Below are 26446 nucleotides of genomic sequence, written 5' to 3'. Positions count from 1 at the left end.
TGCTCGACCGGTTCGGCCTGACGGTGGAGGTCGCGGCCTCCCGGGAGCCGCGGCAGCGGGTCGAGGTGGTCCGCCGCCGGCTGGCGTACGAGGGCTGGATCTGGCGGGCCGGGTCAGGCCGGGGGGCGGGGGCGGTAGGCCGTGGCTACCAGGGCCGTGGCGAGCAGGAGGGCGGCAGCGGATGTGCGGAGGGCCAGGGACATGGCGGCGGTGAACTGGGGGGTGAAGGCAGGGGTGCCGACGGCCGCGTGCAGGCGGGAGGTCAGGACCGTGCCCACCACCGCCACCCCCAGCGCCGCCCCGATCTCCCGCGCCGCCGTGTTCAGCCCGGAGCCGAGCCCCGCCTGGTGCGCCGGCAGGGACGCGACCACCGAGACGGTCAGCGCGGGCGCGCACAGCCCGGTCCCGACCGAGAGCACGAAGAGGTAGCCCCCGTAGAGCGGGTACGGCGTGCCCGCGTCCGCCGTGGAGACCAGCAGCAGCCCGCCGGCGATCAGCAGCATGCCCGCGGCGACCGGGAGCCGCGGCCCGAACCGGTCCTGCAGCCTGGCACCGTACCGCGGCACCAGCGCCATGCCGATGGTCAGCGGGACGATCGCCAGCCCGGTCCGGGCGGGCCCGAAGCCCTTGACGTACTGGAGGTACTGGGCGTTGACGAAGAAGAGGGAGAAGAGGCCGAAGAACGCGGCGCCGATGCCGAGCGTGCCGGCCCGCAGCCGCGGCGAGGCGAAGACCCGCGGGTCGAAGAGCGGCCGGGCGGTGCGCAGCGCGTACCCGGTGAACGCCCCGAGCAGCAGCGCGCCCACGGCGAAGGCCCCCAGTACCCGTACCGAGCCCCAGCCCTCGGCAGGCCCTTCGATGATGCCGCGCACCACGGCCACCAGCGCGGCGGTGAGCAGTGCCGCCCCGAGCGGGTCGACGGAGGCCTCGGGGCGGCGCGGCACGACCGGGACGAGCCGCGCGGCAGCCGCGGCGAGCAGCCCGGCGAGCGGCACCACGATCCAGAACAGCGCCCGCCAGCCGAGGTATTGACCGGCCAGGCCGCCCCCGACGTTCCCGGCGAGCCCGCCCAGGCCGGCGGCCAGGGTCCAGGTGGCCAGCGCCTGGCTGCGCCGCTCGGGCGGGGTGAGGTGCAGCAGCACGGACATGGTGGCGGGCATGATCAGCGCGGCGCCCGCCCCGCACACCCCCCGGCCGGCGATGAGGACGGCCGAGGAGCCGGCGGTGGCGCTCAGCACCGCCCCGGTGGCGAAGAGCCCCAGGCCGGCGAGGAGCGCGCCCTTGCGCCCGTACCGGTCGCCGAGGGCGCCGGCCGGGATGAGCAGGGCCGCGAAGACGATCACGTACGCGTCCACGGCCCACAGGAGCTGGCCGGCGTCGGGGTGCAGCGAGGAGGCGGCGAGCAGCGGGATGAGCAGGTTCACGGCGGCGACCATGCCCTGGGCGACGAGCACACAGGCGCACAGGACCAGCAGTCCGGCCCGGCTCAACACCGCTGGGGAATCAGCCGACTTGGGTGGGTTCAGGACAGGAGCGGACACAGCTCTCCTCCGGGCGGGGAAGGGGTGGTGTGGGGACTTCCCTCACGGTAGGCGCGGCCCGTCCTGCTTTCCAATGCATCTTTTGCAGGGTATGAATGCGTGTGACGCATTCCAGGCTGGACCTGAACCTCCTGACCGCCCTCGACGTCCTGCTCGAGGAGTGCAGCGTCTCGGGGGCGGCCGAGCGGCTGCACCTGTCCGAGCCGGCGATGAGCCGCACCCTGGGCCGGATCCGCAAGGCCCTGGGGGATCCGGTGCTGGTCCGGGCCGGCCGGTCGATGGTCCCCACCCCGCACGCGCTGGCCCTGCACGCGGAGGTCCGCGAGGTGGTGGAGCGGGCCCGGGCCCTCTTCCTGTCCGGCGGCGAGGTGGACCTGCGGACGCTGAGCCGCACCTTCACGGTGCTGGGCCACGACTCCCTCGCGGCGTCCTTCGGCGCGGCCCTGATCGCCCGGACCGCCCGGGAGGCTCCCGGGGTGCGGCTGCGCTTCCTCGCGGAGAGCCATGTGGACGTACCGGCGCTCCGGGAGGGCACGGCGGACCTGGAGATCGGGGCGATCGACAGTCAGGGGCCGGAACTCCACGAGGAACTGCTCGGCGTGGACCGCATGGTGGGGGTGGCGCGGGCCGGGCATCCGCTGCTGTCCGGCCCGCTGACCGCGGAGCGGTTCGCGGCCGCGGACCACATCACCGTCTCGCGCCGGGGCCGGCTGTCCGGGCCGGTGGACCAGGCGCTGGCCCAACTGGGGCTGTCCCGGCGGGTGGTGGGGTCCATCGGATCCACCCCGGCCTCACTGTTCATCCTGCGCGACACCGATGTGGTGGGCCTGCTGGCCAGCCGGTCCCGCGACCTGGCCGAGAGCCTGGGGCTGGTCTGCTTCGAGGTGCCGCTGCCGCTCCCGCCGCTGCGCTTCGGCCTGGCCTGGCACCCGCGCCACGACGCGGACCCGGCCCACCGGTGGCTGCGCGCCTGCGTGCGGGAGTTGTTCGGCGCCACCCTGCCCGCCGGCCGCGGTGCGGCCGACGGGCCGGGGTGAGCACCGCCGGATCAGTGGCCGGTGGACGACCAGTGGTTCGGGTCCTTGGAGCCGTTGATGAAATGGATCACGCCGTAGGTCTTGGCCACCGCGATGAGCTTGGCGTTCATGGAGCTGCGGGGGCTGGTCGTGATCTTGACGAGGTCACCGTCCTTCTCGGCGATCGTGACGCCGCGCGCGGCCCACTTCATGTCCATGTCGACCGCGAGCCGGGGGGTGTGCAGGGTGTTGAGCGCCGGGGCCACCTTGTTCGTCCGCTTGAGGGCGAACGCCCCCACCAAGCGGTCAGCCGCCGCCCGGGACGCCTTGGCGTCGAACTTCCCGTCAGCGTCGGTGTGTTGCCAGCAGATTCCGACCTGCGACTGGCCCTTGGCCGGCTTGAAGGCCGGCACCTTGGCGGCCGAGATCTGGCCCTTCCAGACCATCCAGGCGTAGTGCATCATGTACGCGCGCTCCGCCGGCCGGTAGGTCGTGTGGACCGTCCGCTCGATCCCGGCGTCCCCCATGGCCGCGTAGAAGCCCTTGACCTTCTCGCGGAAGCCCGGGGCCAGTGCGTCCAGGGACGCGCTCGCCGGGAACTGCTTGGCCCACGCCGCCCCGCTCAGCGACTCCTTCGCACACGTCCGCGTGAAGCTCAGCGCCCCCGCGCCGCCGTAGCAGTCGCCGACGCTCACGGTGACCTCGTACGAGATGGCGTACTTCTTGGGCGCGAGGAAGGGCTTGGGCTTCTTGTACGTGTGGGGCGCGGGCTGCAGGACGGTGCCGTCGGCGCCACCCTTGAAGGTGACGTCGGTCTTCTCGCCGTCGCCCCAGTCGACCTTCAGACCGAAGGTGCAGGCGCTGGTGTCGCCCCGGCTGGTGATCGAGAAGTAGACGGCCGGGTCCGCGCTGGTGCAGTCCGGCATGGACTTCTTGAAGCAGGTGGTCGGGGTGGCGGCGGACCCCGGGGCCGAGTCGGACAGGACCGCCGAGCCGGGCCGGTCGGCGGCCGGCCGCACCTCTGCGGAGGCGGTCCCGGCGGCCAGGCACAGGACTCCGGCGGCGAGCAGGGCGACCCAGCGGCGGCGCGGTGCACCCGGCTCCCGGTGGTCGGCGCGGCCCAGCACTAAGCGAGCGTTCAAGGAATTCCCCCCAGTGGTGTGGTCGGAGGCACCCCCCGGTGCCTCCGTGTCGAGCGGTGACGGCTCGCCCCGACGAACCGTCAGGTCGGTCGGACGAGTCGGTTCTCGTACGCGAAGATAACGGCCTGTACCCGGTCCCGCAGCTCCAACTTGGCCAGGATTCGGCCGATATGTTTCTTCACGGTGGGCTCCGCGAGGCCCAAGGCGGCGGCGATCTCGGTGTTGGTCAGGCCCCGGGCCGTGTTGACCAACACCTCGTGTTCACGCGCGGTGAGCAGGCCCAACCTGCGGTCGCCCGCCAGCGCGGTGGCGGGGAGCTGGTGGGCGAACCGCTCCAGCAGCCGCCGGGTGACGCGGGTGGAGACCACCGCGTCCCCCCGGGCCACGTCGCGGATCGCCGTGAGCAGTTCCTCGGGCCTGGTGTTCTTGAGCAGGAAGCCGGAGGCCCCCGCGTGGAGCGCGTCGAAGGCGTACTCGTCCAGGTCGAAGGTCGTCAGGACGAGCACGCGGGTGCCCGGTACCTCCCGGACCAGCCGGCGGGTCGCCTCGATGCCGTCGGTGCCGGGCATCCGGATGTCCATCAGGACCACGTCCGGGCGCAGTTCACGGGCCAGCCGCAGGGCCTGCGCCCCGTCGGCGGCCTCGCCGACCGGCTCCATGCCCGGTTCGGCCCGCAGGATCATCGTGAAGGCCACCCGGAGCAGTTCCTCGTCGTCGGCCAGCAGCACGCGGATGCTCACCCGGCACCTCCCGGCACCAGGCGCGCCCGGACCCGCCAGCCGCCGCCGGGCAGCGGGCCGGCGTCCAGCGTCCCGCCGTAGGCGGCCGCGCGCTGCCGCATCCCGCTGATGCCGCGCCCGGCGGCGGGCGGCCGGCCCGCCGGGGCGGCGGGGCCGTCGTCGGTCACCTCGACGGTGACCGTCTCCCGGCGGCCGGAGACCCGCACCTCGGCGCGGGTGCCGGCGGGCGCGTGCTTGAGGGTGTTGGTCAGGGACTCCTGCACGATGCGGTACGCGGCGAGTTGGGCCGCGGCGGGGAGCCGGGCGGTGCCGGGGTCCAGCCGCAGCCGGGTGGGCATGCCGACCGCGCGCATCCGGTCGCAGAGCGGTTCGAGCTGGGCGAGGCCGGGCAGCGGACGGCGCCGGTCGTCCGGGTCCTCGGGTGGCCCGCCGTCCGGGGCGCCGTCGGCCCCCGGCTCCGCCGGGTCGTCCTCGAGGAGTCCCAGCGAACGCCGCATGTCGGTCAGCGCCTGCCGTCCGGTCTCGGCGATCCGTCCGGTCACGGCGGGCGCGTCGTCCGGCCGGGCGTACCGGACCGCGTCCGCGAGGGCGATCATCACGGACAGGTTGTGCGTGACGCTGTCGTGCAACTCCCGCGCGATGCTCGAGCGTTCGGCGGACACCGCGAGCCGCTGGCGCTGCTCGCGGTCCCGTTCGAGGTGGGCCAGCCGCTCCAGGTGCGCGGTGCGCCGGATCCGGACGTTCGCACCGAGCAGCGCGCTCACGGCGATCGCGGTGGTCAGGACGGCCGCGGCGGCGGCGAACCGCCCCTCGGGCGCCCAGCGGGCCGCCGACATCAGGGCGCCGGCCTCCAGCACGGCCCCGGCCACCAGCGCCGGCCGCCACGGCGACCGCGCGGCCACCGTGGCGAGGGCGACCAGCAGGGCCGCGTCGGCGGGCAGTTGGAGGCCCAGGAACCACTGCACCAGGGCGACGGCGCAGATCACCCAGAACACCGCCAGGGGTGCCCGGCGCCGCCACACCAGCGGCAGCACGAGCGCCGCCTGCAGGGCCGCTCCGGGGACGCCCTCCGAGCGGCCCGGGCCGAAGGCCAGCGCGAAGAGCGCCGCAGCCAGCGCCGCGTCCTGCGCCGGCGGCGGCACGACCGCGGTGCGCACGGCTTCGGCCATCGGGTCCGTCCTCGGGTCGGGTGCAGGAGGTCTTCCGTCCGATGCCTCCAACAGGCTTCCACCGGGCGGATGTTGTCAGGCTAGGGCGACGGGCGGCCCCGGCACCTCACCCCACAGGCGGACACCGGCGTACGCCTCGGGTATCCCCCGGAGCCGGCCGCGGGGGCACCCGGATCCCCCGCGGGTCGCTCCGGAGCAGGTCGCCCCGGCCGGGCGCCGCCGGAAGGCTGGTGGCACCGCGGTCCGCACCCCGCCGCACCCCACCCCACCCCCCACTGCGCACCCCATCCCGCACCGCGGTCCGCGCCACGGCCCGCACCGCTGTCGCACCCCGCCCCCAGGAGCCGCCCCATGCCACGACCGCACCCCGCGCATCCCGGCCGCCGAGCCCTGCTCGCCGCCGGCGCCCTCCTCGCCGCGGCCGCCTGCACACCGTCGGGTACCCCTCGCGCCTCCGGCGCCGATCGGACCTCCGAGACCCCTCGCACCGCCGGCGCCCCACCGGTCGCCACCGGCCGTGCGGTCGTCCTGCCCGCGCCCACCGGGCCGCTCCCGGTCGGCACCGTCGAGCTGCACCTGGTCGACCGGAGCCGTCCCGCACCGCTCCTGCCGTCGCGCCCGTACCAGGAGGTGATGGCCGGGGTCTGGTACCCGGCGGACCCGGGCCGGGAGGGCCCGGTCGCGCCCTGGCTCCCCGCGGCGGCCGCGGCCGACTGGGACCGGCACTCCGCGCCGGGTCTGACGGTCCCCGCCGGAGCCGTGGACTGGCGGGGCATCCGCACCCACGCCCGGACCGGTGCGCCGGTGGCCGGGCCGCCGGCGGACCCGCGCACCGGCGGCCGGCTGGGCCGCTTCCCGGTGCTGCTGTTCGCGCCCGGCGACGGCGGCCCCCGCGCCCTGGGCACCGCCCTGGTCGAGGAGTTGGCCTCGCACGGCTACGTCGTGGTCGCCGTCGACGCCCCGTACGAGGCCGACCAGGTCGAGTTCCCGGGCGGCCGGGTCGTCCGGGCCCTGCCGCTGCCCGCGAAGCTGACACCGGCGACCGTGGCGGCCCTCCTGGCGGAGCACGCCCGCGCCCGGCTGGCCGACGCCCGGTTCGTGCTGCGCGCCCTCGGGGCCCTGGCGCGCGGGCACAACCCCGACGCGGCGGGCAGGGACCTGCCGGCCGGGCTGGCGGAGGCCCTGGACCTCACCCGGGTCGGGGCGTTCGGGCAGTCCCTGGGCGGCTCCGTGGCGGCCGCGCTGACCCGGGCGGAGCCGCGCGTCCGCGCGGCCGCCGGCCTGGACGGGGCCTTCGTCGGCCCGGTGGCCCGTACCGGGGTCGCCGTACCGTTCCTGCTGATGCTCTCCGGCGCGCACTCCCTGGCGGACGACCCGAGCCGGCGCTCCTTCTGGGCCGCCTCGACCGGCCGGCGGCGGGCCCTGCGGATGCGCGGGGCCGGGCACGGCTCGTACACCGACCTCCAGGCGATCCTGCCGCAGCTGACGGGCCTGGTGGCGGCCGAGGCCCGCGCCGGGCTGATCGGCAGCGTCGACCCGGAGCGGTCCCTGGCGGCCCAGCGGGCCGCCCTGACGGCCTTCTTCGACCGGTACGTCAAGGGCCGGCCCGGCGCCCCCTTCGACTTCGACGCCCCGGGCCGCTCCGGGTACCCCGTCCTGGAGGCGGTGCGCTACGAGCAGGCCGGGCAGAGCCCTCGGTAGGTGATGTCCACCCCGGAGACGGTGAAGCCGAAACGATCCTCCGTCGGGAGGGCGGCGAGCGGGCTGCCGGCCGGGTGGACGTCCCGGATCAGCCCGCAGCCGGAGCAGACCAGGTGGTGGTGCGGCCGGTGGGCGTTGGGGTCGTACCGCTTGGCCCGGCCGTCGGTGGTGACCTCCACGACCTCGCCGAGGGCGACCAGCTCGCCCAGGGCGTTGTAGACGGTCGCCCGGGAGATCTCGGGCAGCCGGCCCGCGGCCCGGGCGTGCACCTCGTCCGCGGTGAGGTGGACGTGGTCCCCGTCAAGGACCTCCGCGACGACCCGGCGCTGGGACGTCAGCCGCCAGCCGCGGGCTCGCAGCCGCTCCAGCAGGTCGCTCATATCGGCTCACCTCATTCAGTTCCGGCGCAGGGACCCGGTGCGATCCAGCCAGTCCGGGATCCGATCCAATACGGGATTGGTGTGCTTCTTGACTTGGACTGTGTCCATCGTAGGATCGGATCCGTCGATAGCCAAGAGACCGGAAGAACTTCCCGGCCGACCCGGCCGGGGCCTTCCACCGGGGCCTGCACCCCCCGCCGCTCCACCGCCAGCAGTTCCACCGCACTGTGATCGCTTGGTCCGGAAGGATTTCCCATGTCTGAAAACCACGAGGCAGCCGCCGCCAACGAGGGCACCGGTTGCCCGGTCGCGCACGGCCGCGCGGCGCACCCGACGCAGGGCGGCGGGAACCGCCAGTGGTGGCCGGAGCGGCTCAACCTCAAGATCCTCGCCAAGAACCCGGCCGTGGCCAACCCGCTCGGTGCGGAGTTCGACTACGCCGCGGCCTTCGGCACCCTCGACCTGCCGGCCGTCAAGGCGGACATCGCCGAGGTCCTGACCGACTCGCAGGACTGGTGGCCCGCGGACTTCGGCCACTACGGCCCCTTCATGATCCGGATGGCCTGGCACAGCGCCGGCACCTACCGGATCAGCGACGGCCGCGGTGGCGCGGGCGCCGGTCAGCAGCGCTTCGCGCCGCTCAACAGCTGGCCGGACAACGGCAACCTCGACAAGGCGCGCCGCCTGCTGTGGCCCGTGAAGAAGAAGTACGGCCAGAGCCTGTCCTGGGCCGACCTGATGATCCTCGCCGGCAACGTCGCCCTGGAGTCCATGGGCTTCGAGACCTTCGGCTTCGCCGGCGGCCGCGCGGACGTCTGGGAGCCCGACGAGGACGTGTACTGGGGCCCCGAGACCACCTGGCTCGGCGACGAGCGCTACACGGGTGACCGCGAGCTGGAGAGCCCGCTCGGCGCGGTCCAGATGGGTCTGATCTACGTCAACCCCGAGGGCCCCAACGGCAACCCGGACCCGGTCGCCGCCGCCCGCGACATCCGCGAGACCTTCCGCCGGATGGCGATGAACGACGAGGAGACCGTCGCCCTCATCGCCGGTGGCCACACCTTCGGCAAGACCCACGGCGCCGGTCCGGCGGACCACGTCGGCGCGGACCCGGAGGCGGCCCCGCTGGAGGCGCAGGGCTTCGGCTGGCAGAGCTCGTACCGCAGCGGCAAGGGCGCGGACGCGATCACCTCGGGCCTGGAGGTCACCTGGACCACCACCCCGGCGCAGTGGGGACACGACTTCTTCAAGCACCTCTTCGGCTACGAGTACGAGCTCAGCTCGAGCCCGGCCGGCGCGCACCAGTGGGTGGCCAAGGACGCCGAGGCGGTCATCCCGGACGCCTACGACGCGTCGAAGAAGCACCTGCCCACCATGCTCACCACCGACCTGTCGCTGCGCTTCGACCCGGCGTACGAGCAGATCTCGCGCCGCTTCCTGGAGAACCCGGACCAGTTCGCGGACGCCTTCGCCCGCGCCTGGTACAAGCTGACGCACCGTGACCTCGGTCCGGTCGCCCGCTACCTGGGCCCGGAGGTGCCGTCCGAGGAGCTGCTGTGGCAGGACCCGCTGCCGGCGCTCGACCACGAGCTCGTCGACGCCGAGGACGTGGCCGCGCTCAAGGCGCAGGTCCTCGCCTCCGACCTGACGGTCTCCCAGCTGGTCTCGGCCGCCTGGGCCGCCGCCTCGTCCTTCCGCGGCAGCGACAAGCGCGGCGGTGCCAACGGCGGCCGCATCCGGCTGCAGCCGCAGAGCGGCTGGGAGGTCAACAACCCGGACCAGCTGGCCACCGTCCTGCGCGTCCTGACGGGCATTCAGGAGGGCTTCAACGCCGCCCAGAGCGGCGGGAAGCGCATCTCGATCGCCGACCTGGTGGTGCTGGCCGGTGCCGCCGCGGTGGAGCAGGCCGCCAAGGACGCGGGCACCCCCGTGTCCGTGCCCTTCACCCCGGGCCGGGTGGACGCCGCCCAGGAGCAGACGGACGTCGAGTCCTTCGCCGCGCTGGAGCCGGCGGCCGACGGCTTCCGCAACTACCAGGGCAAGGGCAACCGGCTGCCGGCCGAGTACCTGCTGATCGACCGGGCCAACCTGCTCAACCTGAGCGCTCCCGAACTGACCGTCCTGGTCGGCGGCCTGCGCGTGCTGGGCGCCAACTACGACGGCTCGAAGCTGGGTGTGCTCACCAACACCCCGGGCACGCTGACGAACGACTTCTTCGTCAACCTTCTGGAGCTGGGCACCGTCTGGACCCCCGTCTCCGAGGACGCCACCACCTTCGAGGGCCGGGACTCCTCCGGCACCGTGAAGTGGACCGGCTCCCGCGCCGACCTGGTCTTCGGCTCCAACTCCGAGCTCCGCGCCGTCGCCGAGGTCTACGCGAGCGACGACGCGAAGCAGAAGTTCACCGAGGACTTCGTCGCCGCCTGGGCCAAGGTCATGGACCTGGACCGCTTCGACCTCCGCTGATCCGCCCGGGCCGGGAGCGATCCCGGCCCGGTACCACGGAGTTCACACCACCGCCCGGACGCGCCCCGCGTCCGGGCGGTGGCGCGTCCGCGGGCGGTCACTCCTCCGGGGCCTCGGCCAGTGCGCTCTCGAAGGCCCGGTGGGCCCGCTCGTCGAAGACCACGAAACGGACCTCGTCCACCGCCGTGGCGGTGGCACGGACCGTCCGGACGGCCACGCGCGCGCCGTCGTCCAGCGGCCAGCCGTAGATGCCCGTGGAGACGGCCGGGAAGGCGACCGTACGCGCGCCCAGTTCGTCGGCGACCTCCAGGGACCGGCGGTAGCAGGAGGCCAGCAGCTCCGAGCGGTCCTCCTCGGCCAGGTAGCGGGGGCCGACCGTGTGGATCACCCAGCGGGCCGGGAGGTTCCCGGCCGGGGTGGCGACGGCCTGACCGGTGGGCAGGCCCTTGCCGTAGTGGGAGGCGCGCAGCGCGCGGCAGGCCGCAAGGACCTCCGGGCCGCCCTTGCGGTGGATGGCGCCGTCCACCCCGCCGCCGCCCAGCAGCGAGGAGTTGGCGGCGTTGACCACCGCGTCGACGGCTTGTTCGGTGATGTCGCCCCGGACCAGGGTCAGCCGGGTCATCGGGTCTCGCTCATGGGCGTCGGGTCTCCTTCACGGGCGTCGGGTCTCGCGCAGCCGGCGCCAGACGGCCTTGGCGGCGTTGTGGCCGGACATGCCGTGCACGCCCGGGCCCGGCGGGGTGGCGCTGGAACACAGGTAGACGGCCGGGTGCGGGGTGCCGTACGGGCGCAGCGACAGCTTGGGCCGCAGCAGCAGCTGGAGGCCCGAGGCGGCGCCGCAGGCGATGTCCCCGCCGACGTAGTTCGGGTTGCGGGCGGCCAGTTCGGCGGGGCCGGCGGTGGCCCGGGCCAGTACGCGGTCGCGGAAGCCGGGGGCGAAGCGCTCCACCTGCCGCTCCACGGCGTCCGTGAGGTCGCCCTGCCAGCCGTGCGGGACGTGTCCGTAGGCCCAGAAGACGTGCTTGCCCGCCGGGGCCCGGGAGGGGTCGACCAGGCTGGGCTGGGCGGTGATCAGGAAGGGCCGCTCGGGGGCGCCGGCACCGCACGAGGCGCTGCGCAGGGCGGTGGCGATGTCGGCGCTGCGCGGGCCGACCTGGACGGTGCCGGCCCGCCGGGCGGCCTCCGCGGTCCAGGGCACCGGCCCGTCCAGCGCATAGTCGATCTTGAAGGCGGCGGCGCCGTACCGGTACCCCTCGTAGGCCCGGCCGAGCCGGGCGATCCGGGCCAGCGCGGTCGGGGACGTGTCGAAGACGTACGCCCGGGCCGGCGGCAGGTCGTCCAGCCGCTTGACCTCGTACCCGGTGTGCACCACCCCGCCGAGGTCCTTCAGGTACCCGGCCAGCGCGTCCGAGATCGCCTGGGAGCCGCCGCGCGGCACCGGCCAGCCGCCCTCGTGGGCGGCGAGTGCGAAGACCAGTCCGACGGCCGAGGTGGCCACCCCGCCCAGCGGGGCGATCACATGGGCGACCAGCCCGGCGAAGAGCGCCCGGGCCCGCTCGTCGTGGAACCGCCGCATCAGCCAGGTGGACGGCGGCAGGCCGGTGAGGCCGAACCGGGCCAGCAGGGCCGGGTCCCGGGGCAGCGCGGTCGACGGCAGGGACATGAAGTCCCGTACCAGGGTGTCCCAGTGGCCGAGGTAGGGCGCGACCAGCCGCCGGTAGGCGCCCGCGTCCCGGGGGCCGAAGGACAGCGCCGTCTCCGCCACCGACCGGGAGAGCACCGCGGCGGTGCCGTCGTCGAAGGGGTGGGCCATCGGCAGCGGCGGGTGCAGCCACTGAAGTCCGTACCGGTCCAGCGGCATGGTCTTGAAGACGGGCGAGCCGGCGCCCAGCGGGTGCACGGCCGAGCAGGGGTCGTGGCGGAAGCCGGGCAGCGTCAGCTCCTCGGTCCGCGCCCCGCCGCCCACCGTCGTACCCGCCTCGAACACGGCCACGGAGAAGCCGCGCCGGGCCAGTTCCACCGCGGCCGTCAGGCCGTTGGGGCCGGCCCCCACGACGACCGCATCGAGAATCGACGCCACTTCGGCTCCTTCTGCCGTCCGGCGGCGACGCCCGGCACGGTCGTGCCCCGCATCGCCGTCATCGCCCCCAGGATATGCGGCGGCGGACGGGCCCAGGGCCCGCGCCGCCCGCCGGTCCCGGGCCGTTACTCCGTGCCGCGCAGCAGGTCCCGTACCCGGACCGCGGTGGCCTCGTCACGGGCGATCGCGAACGGCAGGGCGTTGTCCCGGTCCACCCGGAACGGCTCGCCCGTGACCGTGTACTGGGCCCCGCCGGCCTCCGCGACCAGCAGCAGGCCGGCCGCGTGGTCCCAGGCGGAGGGCCAGCTGAAGGCCAGCGCGTCCATCTCGCCCCGGGCCACCCGCAGGTACTCCAGACCGGCCGAACCGCACGGCCGGGCCGCCACCCCGGGCACGTCCAGCCGGGCCAGCACGGCCTTGTCCTCGGGGCTGGTGTAGAAGGGGTGCGCGGTGGCCACCCGCAGCTCGGCGCCCGGCTCGGGCGAACCGGCGCTCAGCCGCGTCCCGTTGAGGTACGCTCCCTGGCCGCGCACCGCCGTCGCCAGCTCGCCGAGGGCGGGGGCGTAGGTCCAGGAGGCCAGCAGCTCGCCGTGCTGGGCCAGCGCGACCAGGGTGCAGAAGGCCGGGTCGCCCTCCACGAACTGCCGGGTGCCGTCCACCGGGTCGACGATCCACACCGGCGCGTCCCCGCGCAGCGCCCCGTACACCGAGGGGTCGGCGTGCACCGCCTCCTCGCCGACGACCACCGAGCCGGGCAGCAGCTTGGTGAGGGCGGTAGTCAGGTGCTCCTCGGCGAGCCGGTCGGCGGTCGTGACCAGGTCGTGCGGGCCGTTCTTGGCCTCCACCTCGTGGTCCGCGAGCTGGCGGAAGCGCGGCGTGATCTCGGCGGCCGCCGCCTCCCGCACCGCCTGCTCGACGGCGTCCAGGTCATGGCTCAGAAAGTCATCGATCATGGGACCAGCAAAGCACGGACCGGCATCGGTCCCCACCCGCGGGCATGGACGGCGCGTGAAGAGCAGGGCTCCGCGGATGCGCTCAGGGGTTGCCGATGTCCCGCCCGGTCAGCAGCACGTACAGCACCAGCGCCGAGACCAGCCCGACCGCCCAGCCGTAGTCCGCGAGCGGCTTGAGGAAGGGGATCAGACCGCCGTCCGGGAAGGGGCCCTGCCCCTCGGCGGAGTGCGAGCCGCCGACCGCGAGGGTGCCCCCGACCAGGAACGCGGCGAGCGCCCGGGGGTTCCAGCCGCCCCGGTACCAGTAGGGCCCGCCGGCCCGGTACAGGTCGGGCAGCGAGAGGCGGGTGCGCCGGACGATCCAGTAGTCGGCGATCAGGATCCCGGCGACCGTGCCGAGCAGCCCGCCGACCAGCCCGAGCCAGGTGAAGATGTACAGCTCGGGGGTGGAGGTCAGCTTCCACGGCATGATCAGCACCCCGACCACGCCGGTGATCAGCGCGCCGGTCCGGAAGTCCACCCGCCGGGGTGCCAGGTTGGCCAGGTCGTAGGCGGGTGAGACGACATTGGCCGCGATGTTCACCGACAGGGTCGCGATCAGTACGGTGACCAGCGCGAAGAGCAGCCCGAAGACGCTGTCCGTCCGGGCCACCAGCAGGACCGGGTCCCAGATCGGGGCGCCGTAGACCGCCTGGGAGCCGGAGGTGACGAACACCGACAGCAGGGCGAAGAGGGTCATCGTGGTGGGCAGTCCGAGCGCCTGGCCGAGGACCTGGGCACGCTGTCCGGAGCCGAAGCGGGTGAAGTCGGGGATGTTCAGGGAGAGGGTGGACCAGAAGGCGATCATGCCCATCAGCGAGGGGAAGAACACCGGCCAGAAGTCGGCGCCCCAGCCGAGCCGGGACGGCTGGTCCAGCAGCGGCCCCACCCCGCCCGCCTTGGCCGCGATCCAGCCGAAGAGCACCAGCGCGCCGAGGATGACGAACGGCGCGGCCCAGTTCTCGAAGCGCCGCAGGGTCTCCATCCCCCGGTAGATGACGGCCAGTTCGAGGGCCCAGAAGAGCAGGAAGCACAGCCACAGCGTCCAGGGGTGGCCGGCGATCCGGCCGGCCTGGGCCCAGCCGCCGAAGACCTTGCCCAGCAGGACGAAGATCCCGGAGCCGCCGATCCAGGTCTGGATGCCGAACCACGCGCAGGCCACCCCGGCCCGGATCAGCGCCGGCAGGTTCGCCCCGCGGACACCGAAGGAGGCCCGGGCCAGCACCGGGAAGGGGATGCCGTACTTCGGCCCGGCGTGCCCGGTGAGCAGCATCGGCACCAGTACGACCAGGTTGGCCAGCGCGATGGTGAGGACCGCCTGCTTCCAGTCCATCCCGAGGGCCACCAGCCCGGAGGCGAGCATCCAGGAGGGGATGTTGTGCGCCATCCCCACCCACAGGGCGGCGAAGTTGTACGTGGTCCAGCGCCGCCGGTCGACCGGCACGGGCAGCAGGTCCGCGTTGGCGAACCGCCCGTCGGCGGGGATCTCCCCGGCGGACAGCCCGACCGGGCCGCCCCCGCTCCGTCTCCGGCCGGCCACCGTCGAACCGTCGGTCATCACGACACCTGCCTGTCCGTGGGGATAGGGAAAAGGGGAAAGGGGAGAGAGAAAACGGGAAAGGAACGCGGAGGTGGCGGTCGGGGGGAATGTTCCTCGTCAGGCGGGCCCAACGGTGCACAGGCGCTTGGTGGCCCGGGTCAGGGCCACGTACAAGTCCCTTTCCCCACCGGGACGGGTGGTGATGATTTCCCCGGGGTCCACCACCACGACCCCGTCGAATTCCAGGCCGCGCGCTTCGGAGGCCGGCACGATGCGCGCGTGTTCGGCGATGCCGTGGGCCGTCAGCTCGCCCACCCGGGTGTCCGCGCAGATCACTCCCAGCAACTCGTCCGGGTGCGCGGCGCGCTGGGCGGCGAGTTCCCGTACCACGCCGGCGGCCAGCCCGGCCGCGGGCGCGGTCACGGTGCGGGGAGGCTCGCCGCTGCGCAGGGACCGGGTGGGCTGCTGGTCCGGGGCGATCCGCGCGAGCAGGTCCCGGACGCTCTCCAGGATCTCCTGGGTGGTGCGGTAGCTGACCGTCAGGTCGTGCAGCCTGAACCGCGGCCCGAGGTGCGGGCCCAGGGCCTCCCGCCAGTCGCGTGCCGTCGCCACCGGGCCCGCCTGGGCGAAGTCCCCCACCAGCGTCATCGACCGGGCCGGGCAGCGGCGCACGATCATCCGCCACTGCATGGCGGTCAGTTCCTGCGCCTCGTCGACGACCACGTGTCCGTACGTCCGCGCCGGCGGGCCGTCGACCAGACCCGCCGCCTCGTCCAGCAGCGGCACGTCGGCGTCGGTCCACGGGTCCTGCGGGCCGCGGACCAGCAGGGACCGCTCCTGCGCGGTCAGGCCCGGCAGGAGCTCGGCGAGCGCGCCGGGGTCCGTCAGGAGCGCGTTCACCAGCCCGGCCGGGGCCAGCCGCGGCCACAGCTCCTCGACCGACCGGTCGAAGGCGTCGTCGTCGAGGAGGTCGTCCCGGAGGGCGTCCAGGTCCAGCTCGTGGACCGGACCCGGGCCGGCCGCGCCCTCGGCCCGGCGCTGCGCGGCTCCGGTGAACCGGTCGAGGTCGATGCCGGTCATCCGCTCGGAGTCGGCGTCGATCTGCTCGAGGACGTCGCCCATGTCCCGCTGCACCGCGTCGGTGACGGCGTCGGCCAGGAGTTCCTTGAACACCTGGCGGGCGGGATTGTGCCCCGGTACGGCCGCCCGGGCCGCGTCGCGGGCCGTCGCCACCTCCGCGGCGGACAGGTGGACCGGCTCCTGTCCGACCCGGACGGTGAACTCGCCGGCCGGGGCCTGGTGGACGCGCAGCAGGCCGGCCAGGGCCTCGGCGAGGGCGGTGCCGCCCTTGAGCCGGGCCGCGTCGAACGGGCCGGGGCCCCGTGCGGGCACTGCGGCCAGTTCCCGGCAGGTCGCCAGGACCACGTCGTTCTCGCCGAGCGAGGGCAGGACCTGGGCGATGTAGTCGAGGAAGCGGGCGTTGGGGCCCACCACCAGGACGCCCTCCGCCGCGGCGCGCGGGAAGGCGTACAGCACGTAGGCCGCCCGGTGCAGGGCGACCACCGTCTTGCCGGTGCCCGGGCCGCCCTGCACCACGGTCACCCCGCGGTGGGCGGAGCGGACGATCGCGTCCTGCTCGGCCTGCAGCGTCGCCACGGCCGCCTGCATCCGGCCGGTCCGCCGCGCCGACAGGGCCTCGGCCAGCGGCCCGTCCCCCACGACGTCGTCCTCGGTCGGGGCGCTGCCGTCCAGCAGTTCGTCGCTCACCGAGACGACCGTGCGCCCCTCGAGGCGCAGGTGCCGGCGGCGCCGCAGGCCCATCGGGTGGACCGGGGTCGCCTCGTAGAAGGACCGCGCCGCGTTCGCGCGCCAGTCCACCAGCAGGGGCAGCTCGTCCTCCTCCGTGTGCAGTCCGATCCGCCCGATGCGCAGGGCCGTGCCGTCCGCCCGGTCCACCCGGCCGAAGACCAGACCCCTCTCGGCGCCCTCCAGCCGACTGATGTCCCGGGCCAGGCGCTCGGCGGCGTTCTCCCGCTCGTACGCCTCGCCGGCGCTGCCCGCCGGGGTCTTCAGCACGCGCGCCCGGTCGGCCCGGGCCCGGGAGATCCGCTCGGTGAGCAACGCGTACAGGGAGGAGACGTAGTCCCGCTCCGCTGCGAGCGCATCCGGCTCGGGGTCGGCTATTTCGGAAAGGGCGAGCGGCGCGGTCATGAACACCTTCGAATATCGATCGGCCCGGACGTGACCGACTGGAATATAGGCAGCCCCCTCACCACTGTCAACATCGATCCATTCCACCGAAATCGTTGCGCCGGAAGGGTTCTTGTGCCTCCGCGGCATTTGCGATCGGCGCGGTTTTATGCCCTGCCAGAATTTCCGGCCGCCGGAATCGGCGCTCGAAAACCGCTATTGAAATGCCGGGATGATCTGCTGCCCGTAGGCGTCGATGGTCGCCTCGCGGGCGTCGTGCATGTCGTAGAGGGCGAACTGGTCGACGCCCAGGTCCCGCAGCGCCCGCAGCTTCTCGATGTGGGCCTCGGCCGGGCCCAGCAGGCAGAAGCGGTCGACGATCTCGTCCGGGACGAAGTCGGTGGAGGGGTTCCCGGCCCGGCCGTGGTGGCTGTAGTCGTAGCCCTGGCGGGACTTGATGTACTCGGTCAGCTCCTCGGGGACCATCGAGGAGTGCTCGCCATAGCGGCCGACCAGGTCCGCCACGTGGTTGCCGACCATGCCGCCGAACCAGCGGCACTGGTCGCGGGCGTGCCCGAGGTCGTCGCCGACGTACGCCGGGGCGGCCACGCAGATGGTGATGGAGGCGGGGTCGCGGCCGGCTTCCACGGCCGCTTGCCGGACCGCCTTGATCATCCACTCCGTGAGGTACAGGTCAGCGAGCTGCAAAATGAACCCGTCCGCCTTCTGCCCGGCGAGCGCGAGGGCCCTGGGCCCGTACGCCGCCATCCAGACGGGCAGCTTCCCGTCCCGGATCCACGGGATCTGGAGCGTCTTCCCGTCGACCTCGGCCTCGCGGCCCTCCGCCAGGTCCCGGATCGCCTCGATCGCCTCGCCGAGCCGGGCGAGGGTGTTGGGCTTGCGGCCGGCCACCCGCATCGCGGAGTCGCCGCGGCCGATGCCGCAGACCGTCCGGTTGCCGTACATGTCGTTGAGGGTGGCGAAGGTGGAGGCGGTGACCTCCCAGGTGCGGGTGCCGGGGTTGGTCACCATCGGGCCGACGTGCAGCTTCTGCGTGTTGGCCAGGATCTGGCTGTAGATGACGAAGGGTTCCTGCCACAGCACGGCCGAGTCGAAGGTCCAGCCGTAGCGGAAGCCGTTGCGTTCCGCGCGCTTCATCAGGCTGACCACCTGGGCGGCGGGCGGGTCGGTCTGCAGGACGAGGCCGAAGTCCATGGTCGGGCTGCTCCTTGGGGCGCTTACAGGTACTGGCAGGTGGAGCGGTGGACGAAGCCGCCGTGGCCGGCCCGTCCGGTGAACCGCCGGTCCTGGATGACGGGTTCACCACGGGAGAGCACGGTGTCGACCCGGCCGGTGAGCCGCTTGCCCTCGTAGGCCGAGTAGTCGACGTTCATGTGGTGGGTCTCGGCGGAGACCACCTGCTCGGCGTGCGGGTCGTAGAGGACGATGTCCGCGTCGGAGCCGGGGGCGATGGTGCCCTTCTGGGGGTACATGCCGAACATCCGGGCCGGGGTGGCGCAGGCGATCTCGATCCAGCGGCGGCGGCCGATGTGGCCCTCGACCACGGCCTGGTGCAGCAGGTCCATCCGGTTCTCCACGCCCGGCAGGCCGTTGGGGATCTTGGAGAAGTCCCCCCGGCCCAGCTCCTTCTGGCCGCGGAAGCAGAAGGGGCAGTGGTCGGTGGAGACCACCTGGAGGTCGTTGGTGCGCAGCCCCCGCCACAGGGCCGCCTGGTGCTCGCGCGGCCGCAGCGGTGTGGAGCAGACGTACTTGGCGCCCTGGAAGTCGGGCTCCGCGAGGTTGTCGGTGGAGAGGAAGAGGTACTGGGGGCAGGTCTCGCCGAAGACCGGCAGGCCCTTGTCCCGGGCCCCGGCCAGCTCGGCCACGGCCTCCTCGGCCGAGACGTGGACGACGTAGAGCGGGGCGCCAGCCACCCGGGCCAGCTGGATGGCGCGGTGGGTGGCCTCGGCCTCCAGGAGGACCTTGCGGACCTCGCCGTGGTGCCGGGGGTCGGTCTCGCCGCGGGCCAGCGCCTGCTCGATGAGCACGTCGATCGCGATGCCGTTCTCCGCGTGCATCATGATCAGGCCGCCGTTGTGGGAGGCGCGCTGCATGGCCCGCAGGATCTGGCCGTCGTCGCTGTAGAAGACCCCGGGGTAGGCCATGAACAGCTTGAAGGAGCTGATGCCCTCCTCGACGAGGTGGTCCATCTCCTTCAGGGTCTGTTCGTTGACGTCCGACACGATCATGTGGAAGCCGTAGTCGATCGCGCAGTTGCCGTCGGCCTTGGCGTACCAGGTGTCCAGTCCCTCGCGCAGCGGGCGGCCCACGCTCTGGACGGCGAAGTCCACGATCGTGGTGGTGCCGCCCCAGGCGGCGGCCCGGGTGCCGGTCTCGAAGGTGTCGGAGGCGGCGGTGCCGCCGAAGGGCAGCTCCATGTGGGTGTGGACGTCGACGCCGCCCGGGATGACGTACTTCCCGGTGGCGTCGAGGATCCGGTCGGCCGTCCAGGCCGCTGCGGCCGCGGAGCCGGTGGCGGCCAGGGCGGCGACCCGGCCGTCCTCGATCAGGACGTCCGCGTGGAGCTCGTCGGCGGCGGTGACGACCAGCCCGCCGCGGATCAGGGTGCGGTTGCTCACGAATCTCCTCCGGACTCTCGGGCGGCGGGCCGGCCCGGACTACACGGTGCGCAGGGCGCGTTCGATGATCTCGGCGCCCTCTTCCGCCTCCGCGACGGTCAGCGAGAGCGGCGGGGCGATCCGCAGCACGCTGGTGTTGTGGCCGCCGCCCTTGCCGAGCAGCAGGCCGTCGGCCCGGGCGGCCTCCAGGACCGCGGCGGCGGCTTCGGGCCAGGCCTGGTCGGTGCCGGGCCGGGTGAGCTCGATGCCGGCCATCAGGCCCCGGCCGCGCACCTCGCGCACGCAGGGGGTGCCGGCGGCGATCGCCTGGAGGCGCTGGAGCAGCAGGCCGCCGACCCGGCGGGCGTTGCCCTGCAGGTCGTGCTCCAGCAGGTAGTTCAGGTTGGCCACGCCCGCGGCCATGGTGACGGGCGAACCGCCGAAGGTGGAGATGGAGTTGGCGTCGAGACAGTTCATCACCTCGGCGCGGGCCACCACCCCGCCGATGGACATGCCGTTGCCGATGCCCTTGGCGAAGGTGAGGACGTCCGGCGGGCCGTTCTGGCCGTGCGCCTGCCAGCCCCAGAAGTGTTCGCCGGTGCGGCCCCAGCCGGTCTGCACCTCGTCGCTGATCCACAGGATGCCGTGCCGGTCCAGGACCCGGCGGAAGGCGGCGTACAGGCCGTCGGGCGGGGAGGTGAAGCCGCCGACGCCCTGGATGGGTTCGGCGATCAGGGCGGCCACTCCCCCGCGGGCCTGGCCGAGGACGTCCTCGAGGTCGGCGACGCAGGCCTCGATGAACCGCTCGTCGGTCAGCTGGGCGAAGGGCCCCCGGCCGCGCACCCCGCCGTGCACGTAGAGGGTCTGGAGCGGCGAGAGGCTGGTCGGCGACCAGCCGCGGTTGCCGGTGATGGAGACGGTGGAGAAGGACCGGCCGTGGTAGCTGTTGCGCATCGCGAGGATCTGGTTGGACCCGCGCAGGGTGGTGGCCAGCAGCAGCGCGGTGTCGTTGGCCTCGGTGCCCGAGGTGGTGAAGAAGACCCGGGCGTCGGGGATGCCGGAGAGGGCGGCGACCCGCTCGGCCAACTCGACCATGGGCCGGTTGAGGTAGAGCGTGGAGGAGTGGATGATCCGCCCGGCCTGGTCGGCCACGGCCTTGGTGACCTCGGGCAGCGCGTGCGCGGTCATCGTGGTGAGGATGCCGCCGAAGAAGTCGAGGTAGCGGTTGCCGTCCGCGTCCCAGACGTGCCGGCCCTCGCCGTGGGTCAGTTCGATGGGGCGGTCGTAGTAGAGGGCGAGCCAGTCGGGCAGCACGGCCCGGTGCCGCTGGTGCAGGGTCTGCGGGATCGTCACGGCTGTACCAGTCCTCCGTACGCGTCGGGCCTGCGGTCGCGGTAGAAGGCCCACTGGGTGCGGACCTCGTCGATCAGGTCGAAGTCGAGGTCCCGGACGAGGAGTTCCTCGTCCTTGTCGCTGGCCACCTCACCGACGAACTGACCGCGCGGGTCGACGAAGTAGCTGGTGCCGTAGAAGTCGTTGTCGCCGTACTCCTCCTGGCCGACCCGGTTGATCGCGGCGACGAAGTACTCGTTGGCCACGGCCGAGGCGGGCTGTTCCAGCTGCCACAGGTGGGCGGACAGGCCCCGGGAGGTGGCCGAGGGGTTGTAGACGATCTGGGCGCCGGCCAGGCCCAACTGCCGCCACCCTTCGGGGAAGTGGCGGTCGTAGCAGATGTAGACGCCGACCTTGCCGACCGCGGTGTCGAAGACCGGCCAGCCCAGGTTCCCGGGGCGGAAGTAGTACTTCTCCCAGAAGCCCTTGACCTGCGGGATGTGGTGCTTGCGGTACTTGCCGAGGTAGCTGCCGTCGGCGTCGATCACGGCCGCGGTGTTGTAGTAGAAGCCCTGGCTCTCCAGTTCGAAGACCGGTACGACGATCACCATGCCGGTCTCGCGGGCCAGTTCCTGCATCCGCCGGACGGTGGGGCCGTCCGGTACCGGTTCGGCCCAGCGGTAGTGCTCCGGCTCCTGGACCTGGCAGAAGTACGGGGCGTTGAAGACCTCTTGGAACCCGATGATCCGGGCGCCCTGGGCGGCGGCGGCGCGGGCGTGCTCCTCGTGTTTGGCGATCATCGATTCGGTGTCGCCGGTCCAGGTGGCCTGGACCAGTGCGGCGCGGACGACGTGGGCCATGAGCTGCTCCTTCGACAGACGTCAGAGCCTCTACGCACGTAGATGCAGTGCGTAGGTACGAGACCGTAAGCCCCGTCACACCGTGGGGCAAGACCACCACCCGCAACCGGCCGAGTCGATCATGTTTCGTATTTCGCCGGTCGATTTGCGACAGCCCGCGGACAGCTCAGGCCATCGGTACGCCGGCCACCCGCAGCGCGTGTACCAGGTCCCGGTGCCGGGAGTCCGAGACGCCCTTGGCCGCCGCGAGCAGCCGGGGCGCCAGCCGGGACGGGTCGGTCCGGGCCAGCCGCGCCGACTCCTCGGGCGCCCGCACCCGGACGAAGGCCCCGAGCAGCGCGCCCGCCTCCTGGTCCCGGCCGCCGGCGGTCAGGGCGAGGGCGGCGTCGGCGATCTCCGCGGCCGGCCGGGACACCCCCTCGCGCAGCAGCCGGCCGCCGTCGGCCGGCCGGCCCGCCGCGGCCAGCGCCGCCGCCACCGCCGAGAGCCGGTCCGGCGGCAGCGAGGCGGCCTCCCAGAGCAGGGTGGCCCAGTCCGCGCCCAGCCCGGCCCGCTCCAGCTCCGCCGCCAGCGGCGGCAGCCGGTCCGGCGGCCAGAGCGCCGCCTCGCAGAGCAGGACGTGGGCCTCCCCCGAGCGGCCCGCCGCCCGCAGCCCGACCAGCTCCCCGACCAGGGCGGTCACCGAGCCGGCGGCCGGGGCGGCCGCCGGCAGACCGGCGCTCGAGGCGGTGGGCGACCCGGTCGGCCCGGGGCCGCCCGGCTCCGGGGCGGCGGCGGCCAGCCGCGCGCCGAACTCCGCGCACCGGGCCGCGGCGCGGGCGAAGTCGTCCTCCGCCCAGGAGAGCCGCCGGTGCAGCTCCTCCGTGCCGGCCGGATCCCGGGTGCCCCGCAACCGGGCGGACAGCTCCGCGAGCGCCTGCTCGGCCCCGGCCCGCTGCGCCTCGGCGGCGGCCAGCCGCGCGCGGAGTTCCGGGCGGACGCCCGGCTGCCGGTCGTGGGCGACCACCGCGTCGGCCCGCAGCCGGGCCAGCGTGCCGGTCCACTCCTGCGCCCACTCGTCGCCGCGCAGCACCGCCAGGTCCTGGAGCAGCGACTCCAGCACGTCCCAGGGCGGTATCGCCTCGCCCCGCAGGCAGCGGTCCAGACCGTCGGGGTCGCGGCGCCGGAACTCCGCGTACCAGCCGGCGGCCGGATCGAGATGGGCCACCAACTGGCTCAGGTAGTCGGCGAGTTGCTGTACGGCACGCTGTGCGCCCAGATCCATGGCGTGCATGGGATCACACCCGTGTTACGGGAGCGCTACGGGAGCCCCAAAGCTGGACGGCGATCCCGCCAAGCGGTCCGGACGCCCGCCGCCCGGAGGCCGCCGCCCGGACACCGCCGCCCGGGCGCGGATGCGTCCGGGCGGCTGGGGTCGGGTGGGTCGGGTCCGGTCAGGCGGGGCCGGACTTGGCCGCGTGGGTCAGCGTCTCCCAGGCCACGAACAGGTCGTCGGTGCCGGCCGGCCGCTGCTGGTCGACCAGCTTGCGGGTCAGCGGCAGCTTGGCGCCGGTACGGCCCTCGTAGTGGCCGAGGGCCACCTCCAGGTCGGGCCCCATGCTCCGCTCGATCTTCCCGCCGCACAGCCAGGCCGGCGGGGTCTTGCCGAGCTGGTAGGCCGCGTGGAACTCCAGTGCGGCCTTGAGCCGGTCGGCCTGCTCGCCGTACAGGTCGATGCCCTGGTGCCAGGCGGTCTCGGCGATGTGTGCGGAGGCGGCCAGCGAGTAGCCGACGTGCCGCAGGTTGCGGCAGGTCTCCTGGCCCAGCCCGTCCACGTACCGGCCCTGGTTGAACCAGTACGTCTTCATCTTGGCGGGGGTGTCGATGGTGGTGTGCGCGGGGGTGCGCGGCCGGGGGCCGTCGGAGGCCAGGTAGAAGTAGGCCGGGACGCGGGCCCGGAACCGCTCGACGGACTCGCCGAAGACGGCGTGGTCCTCCAGGAAGACCGCGATCGAGATCGAGGCGTCGGTCATGGCCAGTTCCCAGTTGCCGTTGAAGGCGGGGACCTGGTGGGTGACGGCCGGCAGGTAGGCCTTGCGCAGCATCCACTTGAACCGCTGCACCTGGGGGCCGGACCAGACCGGGAAGCCGGCGTGCACGATCTCGCCGGCCCGCGCCCAGGTGGAGCCGGCCCAGGCGGCCTGGAGTCCGGCGTTGTCCTGGGTGTGGCCCTTCATGACGGCCGACCAGGCGTCCATGATCTCCACGGACTTGCGGGCGTAGGCGGTCCGGCCGGTCACCGACCACAGCAGGGCCTGGGTGTAGGCGGCGACCGCGTCCTGGCGCTCGGCCAGGCAGGAGGGCGGCCCGGCGTTGAACGGGCAGGGCACCACCTCGGCCGGGTGCGGGACGTAGTCCAGGGAGGCGTAGGGGCTCTTGAGCATGGCCTCGTACGCGGAGTTCCACGGCTCCTCGCCCAGCTTGACCATGGCCTTGGCCTGGTCGAGCTGGGTCTTGCCGACCACCACGCCCGGATGGTGGAAGACCACGTCCGTGGCGGCCGTGCCGGGGTGGTCCCGGCCGTCCGGCGCCGCGCAGGCGGCGAGCAGCAGCCCGGCGGCGAGCAGCGCGCCGAGGAGGCCGAGGCCGAGTCGCTTGGTTGCGTTCTGTGCAGACACGCATCCACGGTCACCCGCCGCGCGGCGCGGCGCGCGCCGCGTTGCGCCGAACGGACGCGTGCGCCGCCCGGCGCCCCGGACGGGCGTCTGTGACACCCGTCCAGGACGTACGGCCGTACGAGACGTACGTACTAGACGGCCGTCAGGGTGTGCCCGCCGGGCGGACCACCATGGCCGAGCCGCCGCCGCGGCGGGTCTTCTCCGCCGCGGCCAGCCAGCGGCCGTCGGGCAGCCGCTGCACCCCGGTGGCCGCGCCGATCTCCGGGTTCAGGCGGAAGCCGTGGCCCAGCGCCGCCAGCTGGCCGCGCAGCGGGCTGTCCCACAGCGCCGGCTCCAGCTCGGTCGTGGTCTGGTTGCGCTGGCTGGCCCGCGGCGCGGCGATCGCCTCGACCAGCGGCAGCCCCCGGTCCAGGTGCCCGATCAGCGTCTGCAGCACGGTGGTGATGATGGACGCGCCGCCCGGGGAACCGACGGCCAGCACCGGCTCGCCGTCCTCCAGCACGATCGTCGGGGAGATCGACGAGCGCGGCCGCTTGCCGGGGCCCGGCAGGTTCGGGTCGTGCACCGCCGGGTTGGCCGGGCTGAAGGAGAAGTCGGTCAGCTCGTTGTTGAGCAGGAAGCCCCGGCCGGGCACGGTCAGCCCGCTGCCGCCGGTCTGCTCGAGGGTCAGGGTGTAGGCGACCACGTTGCCCCAGCGGTCGGCGACCGTGAGGTGGGTGGTGTTCTCCCCCTCGTACGTGGTCGGGGCGGCGGGGGCCGCGGCCTTGCAGTCGGCCGGGTCCTCCGGGTCGCCGGGGGCCAGCGGGCTGGTGAGCACCGCGTCGTCCTTGATCAGGCAGGCCCGGGAGTCGGCGAAGTCCTGCGAGAGCAGGCCCCGGGTGGGCACGTCCTCGGCCTCGGGGTCGCCGACCCAGCGGCCCCGGTCGGCGAAGGCGATCCGGGAGGCCTCGATGAAGCGGTGCAGGTACTGGGCCTGGCTGAGGCTGCCCAGGTCCGTGCGTTCGAGGATGTTCAGCGCCTCGCCGACGGTGGTGCCGCCGGAGGACGAGGGGGCCATGCCGTAGACGTCCAGGCCCCGGTAGCGGACGTGGGTCGGGGCCTGCCGCCGGGTCGCGTAGTCGTCGAAGTCGTCCAGGGTCTGGTCGCCGGCCCGGACCCGGCGGGTGGCGGCCGGGTCGACCGGGGGCTTGCGGACGGTGTTGACGATGTCCCGGGCCAGCCGGCCGTGGTAGAGCGCGTCGATGCCCTTGCGGCCCAGTTCGGCGTACGTGTCGGCCAGGTCGGGGTTCTTGAAGGTGCTGCCGACCACCGGGAGTTGGCCGCCGGGCAGGAAGAGGGCAGCGGTGTCGGGGAAGTCCCGGAAGCGGCTCTCGTTGCCCGCGGTCTGGGCGCGGAAGGTGGCGTCCACGGTGAAGCCGCCCCGGGCCAGTTGCTCGGCCGGGGCCAGCAGGGTGCGCAGCGGGCGGCTGCCCCAGGCCCGCAGGGCGGTGTCCCAGGTGGCGGGGGTGCCGGGGACGCCGACGCCCAGGCCGCTGGTGACGGCCTCGTCGAAGGGGATGGGGACGCCGTTCTCCTGGAAGAGGTGGGAGTCGGCGCTGGCCGGGGCGGTCTCCCGGCCGTCGATGGTCTGCACTCTGCCGCGCCGGGCGTCGTAGTACACGAAGTACCCGCCGCCGCCGATGCCGGCGGAGTAGGGCTCGGTGACGCCCAGGGCGGCCGCGGTGGCGACGGCCGCGTCGACCGCGTTGCCGCCGGCCCGCAGCACGGCGATGCCGGCCGCGGAGGCGTCGGCGTCCACACTGGCCACGGCGCCGCCGTAGCCGACCGCCACCGGTTCCTTCACGGCGGTGCCGGCCGGCCGGTGTTTCGCCGCCTTCGCCGCGGCCCCGGGTCCCGAGCCCGCCATCCCGGCCGGGGCGCCCGCGGCCCCGGCCGTGGTCAGCGATCCGGCGAGGGCGACGAGGGCTAGTGTCCGTGCGGTGGACCGGCGCATTCCGTACCTCCACTCAACAGGGTTTCGCG

General features: G+C 74.0%; 20 protein-coding genes. 3 read left to right on the top strand and 17 right to left on the bottom strand.

Annotated features, from left to right (window positions below):
- Nucleotides 1-113 precede the first annotated feature (113 nt).
- Nucleotides 114-1490: an MFS transporter gene (locus AB0O40_RS25975; RefSeq protein WP_365046359.1), complete on the bottom strand. Its 1377-nt coding sequence runs from the start codon at nucleotides 1488-1490 to the stop codon at nucleotides 114-116.
- Nucleotides 1491-1636: 146 nt separating this feature from the next.
- Between AB0O40_RS25975 and AB0O40_RS25970 the strand changes: the two genes are divergently transcribed.
- Nucleotides 1637-2578 (top strand): LysR family transcriptional regulator, encoded by a 942-nt coding sequence (locus AB0O40_RS25970; RefSeq protein WP_365046356.1) that lies wholly within the window; start codon nucleotides 1637-1639, stop codon nucleotides 2576-2578.
- Between the two features lie 11 nt (nucleotides 2579-2589).
- Here AB0O40_RS25970 and AB0O40_RS25965 read toward each other — a convergent pair whose 3' ends face one another.
- From AB0O40_RS25965 to AB0O40_RS25955, 3 genes are all read right to left on the bottom strand, one after another.
- Entirely contained in the window at nucleotides 2590-3699 is a 1110-nt protein-coding gene (locus AB0O40_RS25965; protein ID WP_365046353.1) for a hypothetical protein, read from the bottom strand.
- Between the two features lie 80 nt (nucleotides 3700-3779).
- Entirely contained in the window at nucleotides 3780-4439 is a 660-nt protein-coding gene (locus AB0O40_RS25960; protein WP_365046350.1) for a response regulator transcription factor, read from the bottom strand.
- Nucleotides 4436-5608, bottom strand: coding sequence for a histidine kinase (locus AB0O40_RS25955; RefSeq protein WP_365046347.1), 1173 nt, complete (start codon nucleotides 5606-5608; stop codon nucleotides 4436-4438). Before AB0O40_RS25955 ends, AB0O40_RS25960 begins: the two co-directional genes overlap by 4 nt.
- A 351-nt stretch (nucleotides 5609-5959) precedes the next feature.
- On the opposite strand from AB0O40_RS25955, the gene AB0O40_RS25950 reads away from it, so the two are divergent.
- The gene (locus AB0O40_RS25950) at nucleotides 5960-7309 is read left to right on the top strand and encodes a hypothetical protein (RefSeq protein ID WP_365046345.1); all 1350 of its coding nucleotides are present in this window, start codon (nucleotides 5960-5962) and stop codon (nucleotides 7307-7309) included.
- Here the strand turns inward: AB0O40_RS25950 and AB0O40_RS25945 are convergent.
- Nucleotides 7279-7689: a Fur family transcriptional regulator gene (locus AB0O40_RS25945; protein ID WP_365046342.1), complete on the bottom strand. Its 411-nt coding sequence runs from the start codon at nucleotides 7687-7689 to the stop codon at nucleotides 7279-7281. The genes AB0O40_RS25950 and AB0O40_RS25945 overlap by 31 nt on opposite strands.
- A gap of 255 nt (nucleotides 7690-7944) precedes the next feature.
- Between AB0O40_RS25945 and katG the strand changes: the two genes are divergently transcribed.
- The gene (gene katG, locus AB0O40_RS25940; RefSeq protein ID WP_365046339.1) at nucleotides 7945-10155 is read left to right on the top strand and encodes a catalase/peroxidase HPI; all 2211 of its coding nucleotides are present in this window, start codon (nucleotides 7945-7947) and stop codon (nucleotides 10153-10155) included.
- A 97-nt stretch (nucleotides 10156-10252) separates the two neighbouring features.
- On the opposite strand, the gene AB0O40_RS25935 is transcribed toward katG, so the two are convergent.
- The 12 genes from AB0O40_RS25935 to ggt form a co-directional block, all read right to left on the bottom strand.
- Nucleotides 10253-10777, bottom strand: coding sequence for an O-acetyl-ADP-ribose deacetylase (locus tag AB0O40_RS25935; RefSeq protein WP_365046336.1), 525 nt, complete (start codon nucleotides 10775-10777; stop codon nucleotides 10253-10255).
- 30 nt (nucleotides 10778-10807) lie between these two features.
- Nucleotides 10808-12235 (bottom strand): NAD(P)/FAD-dependent oxidoreductase, encoded by a 1428-nt coding sequence (locus tag AB0O40_RS25930; RefSeq protein ID WP_365046334.1) that lies wholly within the window; start codon nucleotides 12233-12235, stop codon nucleotides 10808-10810.
- A 125-nt stretch (nucleotides 12236-12360) separates the two neighbouring features.
- Entirely contained in the window at nucleotides 12361-13188 is an 828-nt protein-coding gene (locus AB0O40_RS25925; RefSeq protein WP_365046331.1) for an inositol monophosphatase, read from the bottom strand.
- Nucleotides 13189-13270: 82 nt separating this feature from the next.
- Nucleotides 13271-14785, bottom strand: a complete 1515-nt coding sequence (locus tag AB0O40_RS25920; protein WP_365046328.1) for an NCS1 family nucleobase:cation symporter-1 — start codon at nucleotides 14783-14785, stop codon at nucleotides 13271-13273.
- Nucleotides 14786-14884: 99 nt separating this feature from the next.
- Entirely contained in the window at nucleotides 14885-16843 is a 1959-nt protein-coding gene (locus AB0O40_RS25915) for an AAA family ATPase (RefSeq protein ID WP_365046368.1), read from the bottom strand.
- A 330-nt stretch (nucleotides 16844-17173) separates the two neighbouring features.
- On the bottom strand, nucleotides 17174-18172 hold the full coding sequence (locus tag AB0O40_RS25910; protein WP_365046325.1) for a TIGR03842 family LLM class F420-dependent oxidoreductase: 999 nt from the start codon (nucleotides 18170-18172) through the stop codon (nucleotides 17174-17176).
- Between the two features lie 23 nt (nucleotides 18173-18195).
- Nucleotides 18196-19596: a dihydropyrimidinase gene (gene hydA, locus AB0O40_RS25905; protein WP_365046322.1), complete on the bottom strand. Its 1401-nt coding sequence runs from the start codon at nucleotides 19594-19596 to the stop codon at nucleotides 18196-18198.
- Between the two features lie 39 nt (nucleotides 19597-19635).
- Nucleotides 19636-20928 (bottom strand): aspartate aminotransferase family protein, encoded by a 1293-nt coding sequence (locus tag AB0O40_RS25900; protein WP_365046319.1) that lies wholly within the window; start codon nucleotides 20926-20928, stop codon nucleotides 19636-19638.
- The gene (locus tag AB0O40_RS25895; RefSeq protein WP_365046316.1) at nucleotides 20925-21767 is read right to left on the bottom strand and encodes a nitrilase-related carbon-nitrogen hydrolase; all 843 of its coding nucleotides are present in this window, start codon (nucleotides 21765-21767) and stop codon (nucleotides 20925-20927) included. The genes AB0O40_RS25900 and AB0O40_RS25895 overlap by 4 nt, the downstream gene beginning before the upstream one ends.
- 166 nt (nucleotides 21768-21933) lie before the next feature.
- The gene (locus AB0O40_RS25890; RefSeq protein WP_365046313.1) at nucleotides 21934-23031 is read right to left on the bottom strand and encodes a hypothetical protein; all 1098 of its coding nucleotides are present in this window, start codon (nucleotides 23029-23031) and stop codon (nucleotides 21934-21936) included.
- Between the two features lie 169 nt (nucleotides 23032-23200).
- Nucleotides 23201-24424, bottom strand: coding sequence for an alginate lyase family protein (locus tag AB0O40_RS25885; protein WP_365046311.1), 1224 nt, complete (start codon nucleotides 24422-24424; stop codon nucleotides 23201-23203).
- Nucleotides 24425-24566: 142 nt separating this feature from the next.
- Nucleotides 24567-26417: a gamma-glutamyltransferase gene (gene ggt, locus AB0O40_RS25880; protein WP_365046308.1), complete on the bottom strand. Its 1851-nt coding sequence runs from the start codon at nucleotides 26415-26417 to the stop codon at nucleotides 24567-24569.
- Nucleotides 26418-26446 lie beyond the last annotated feature (29 nt).

Source organism: Streptomyces sp. NPDC089919 (assembly GCF_040684615.1).
In the GTDB taxonomy this organism is placed as follows: Bacteria; Actinomycetota; Actinomycetes; order Streptomycetales; family Streptomycetaceae; genus Streptomyces.
This window is presented reverse-complemented; position numbering and strand designations above follow the sequence as displayed.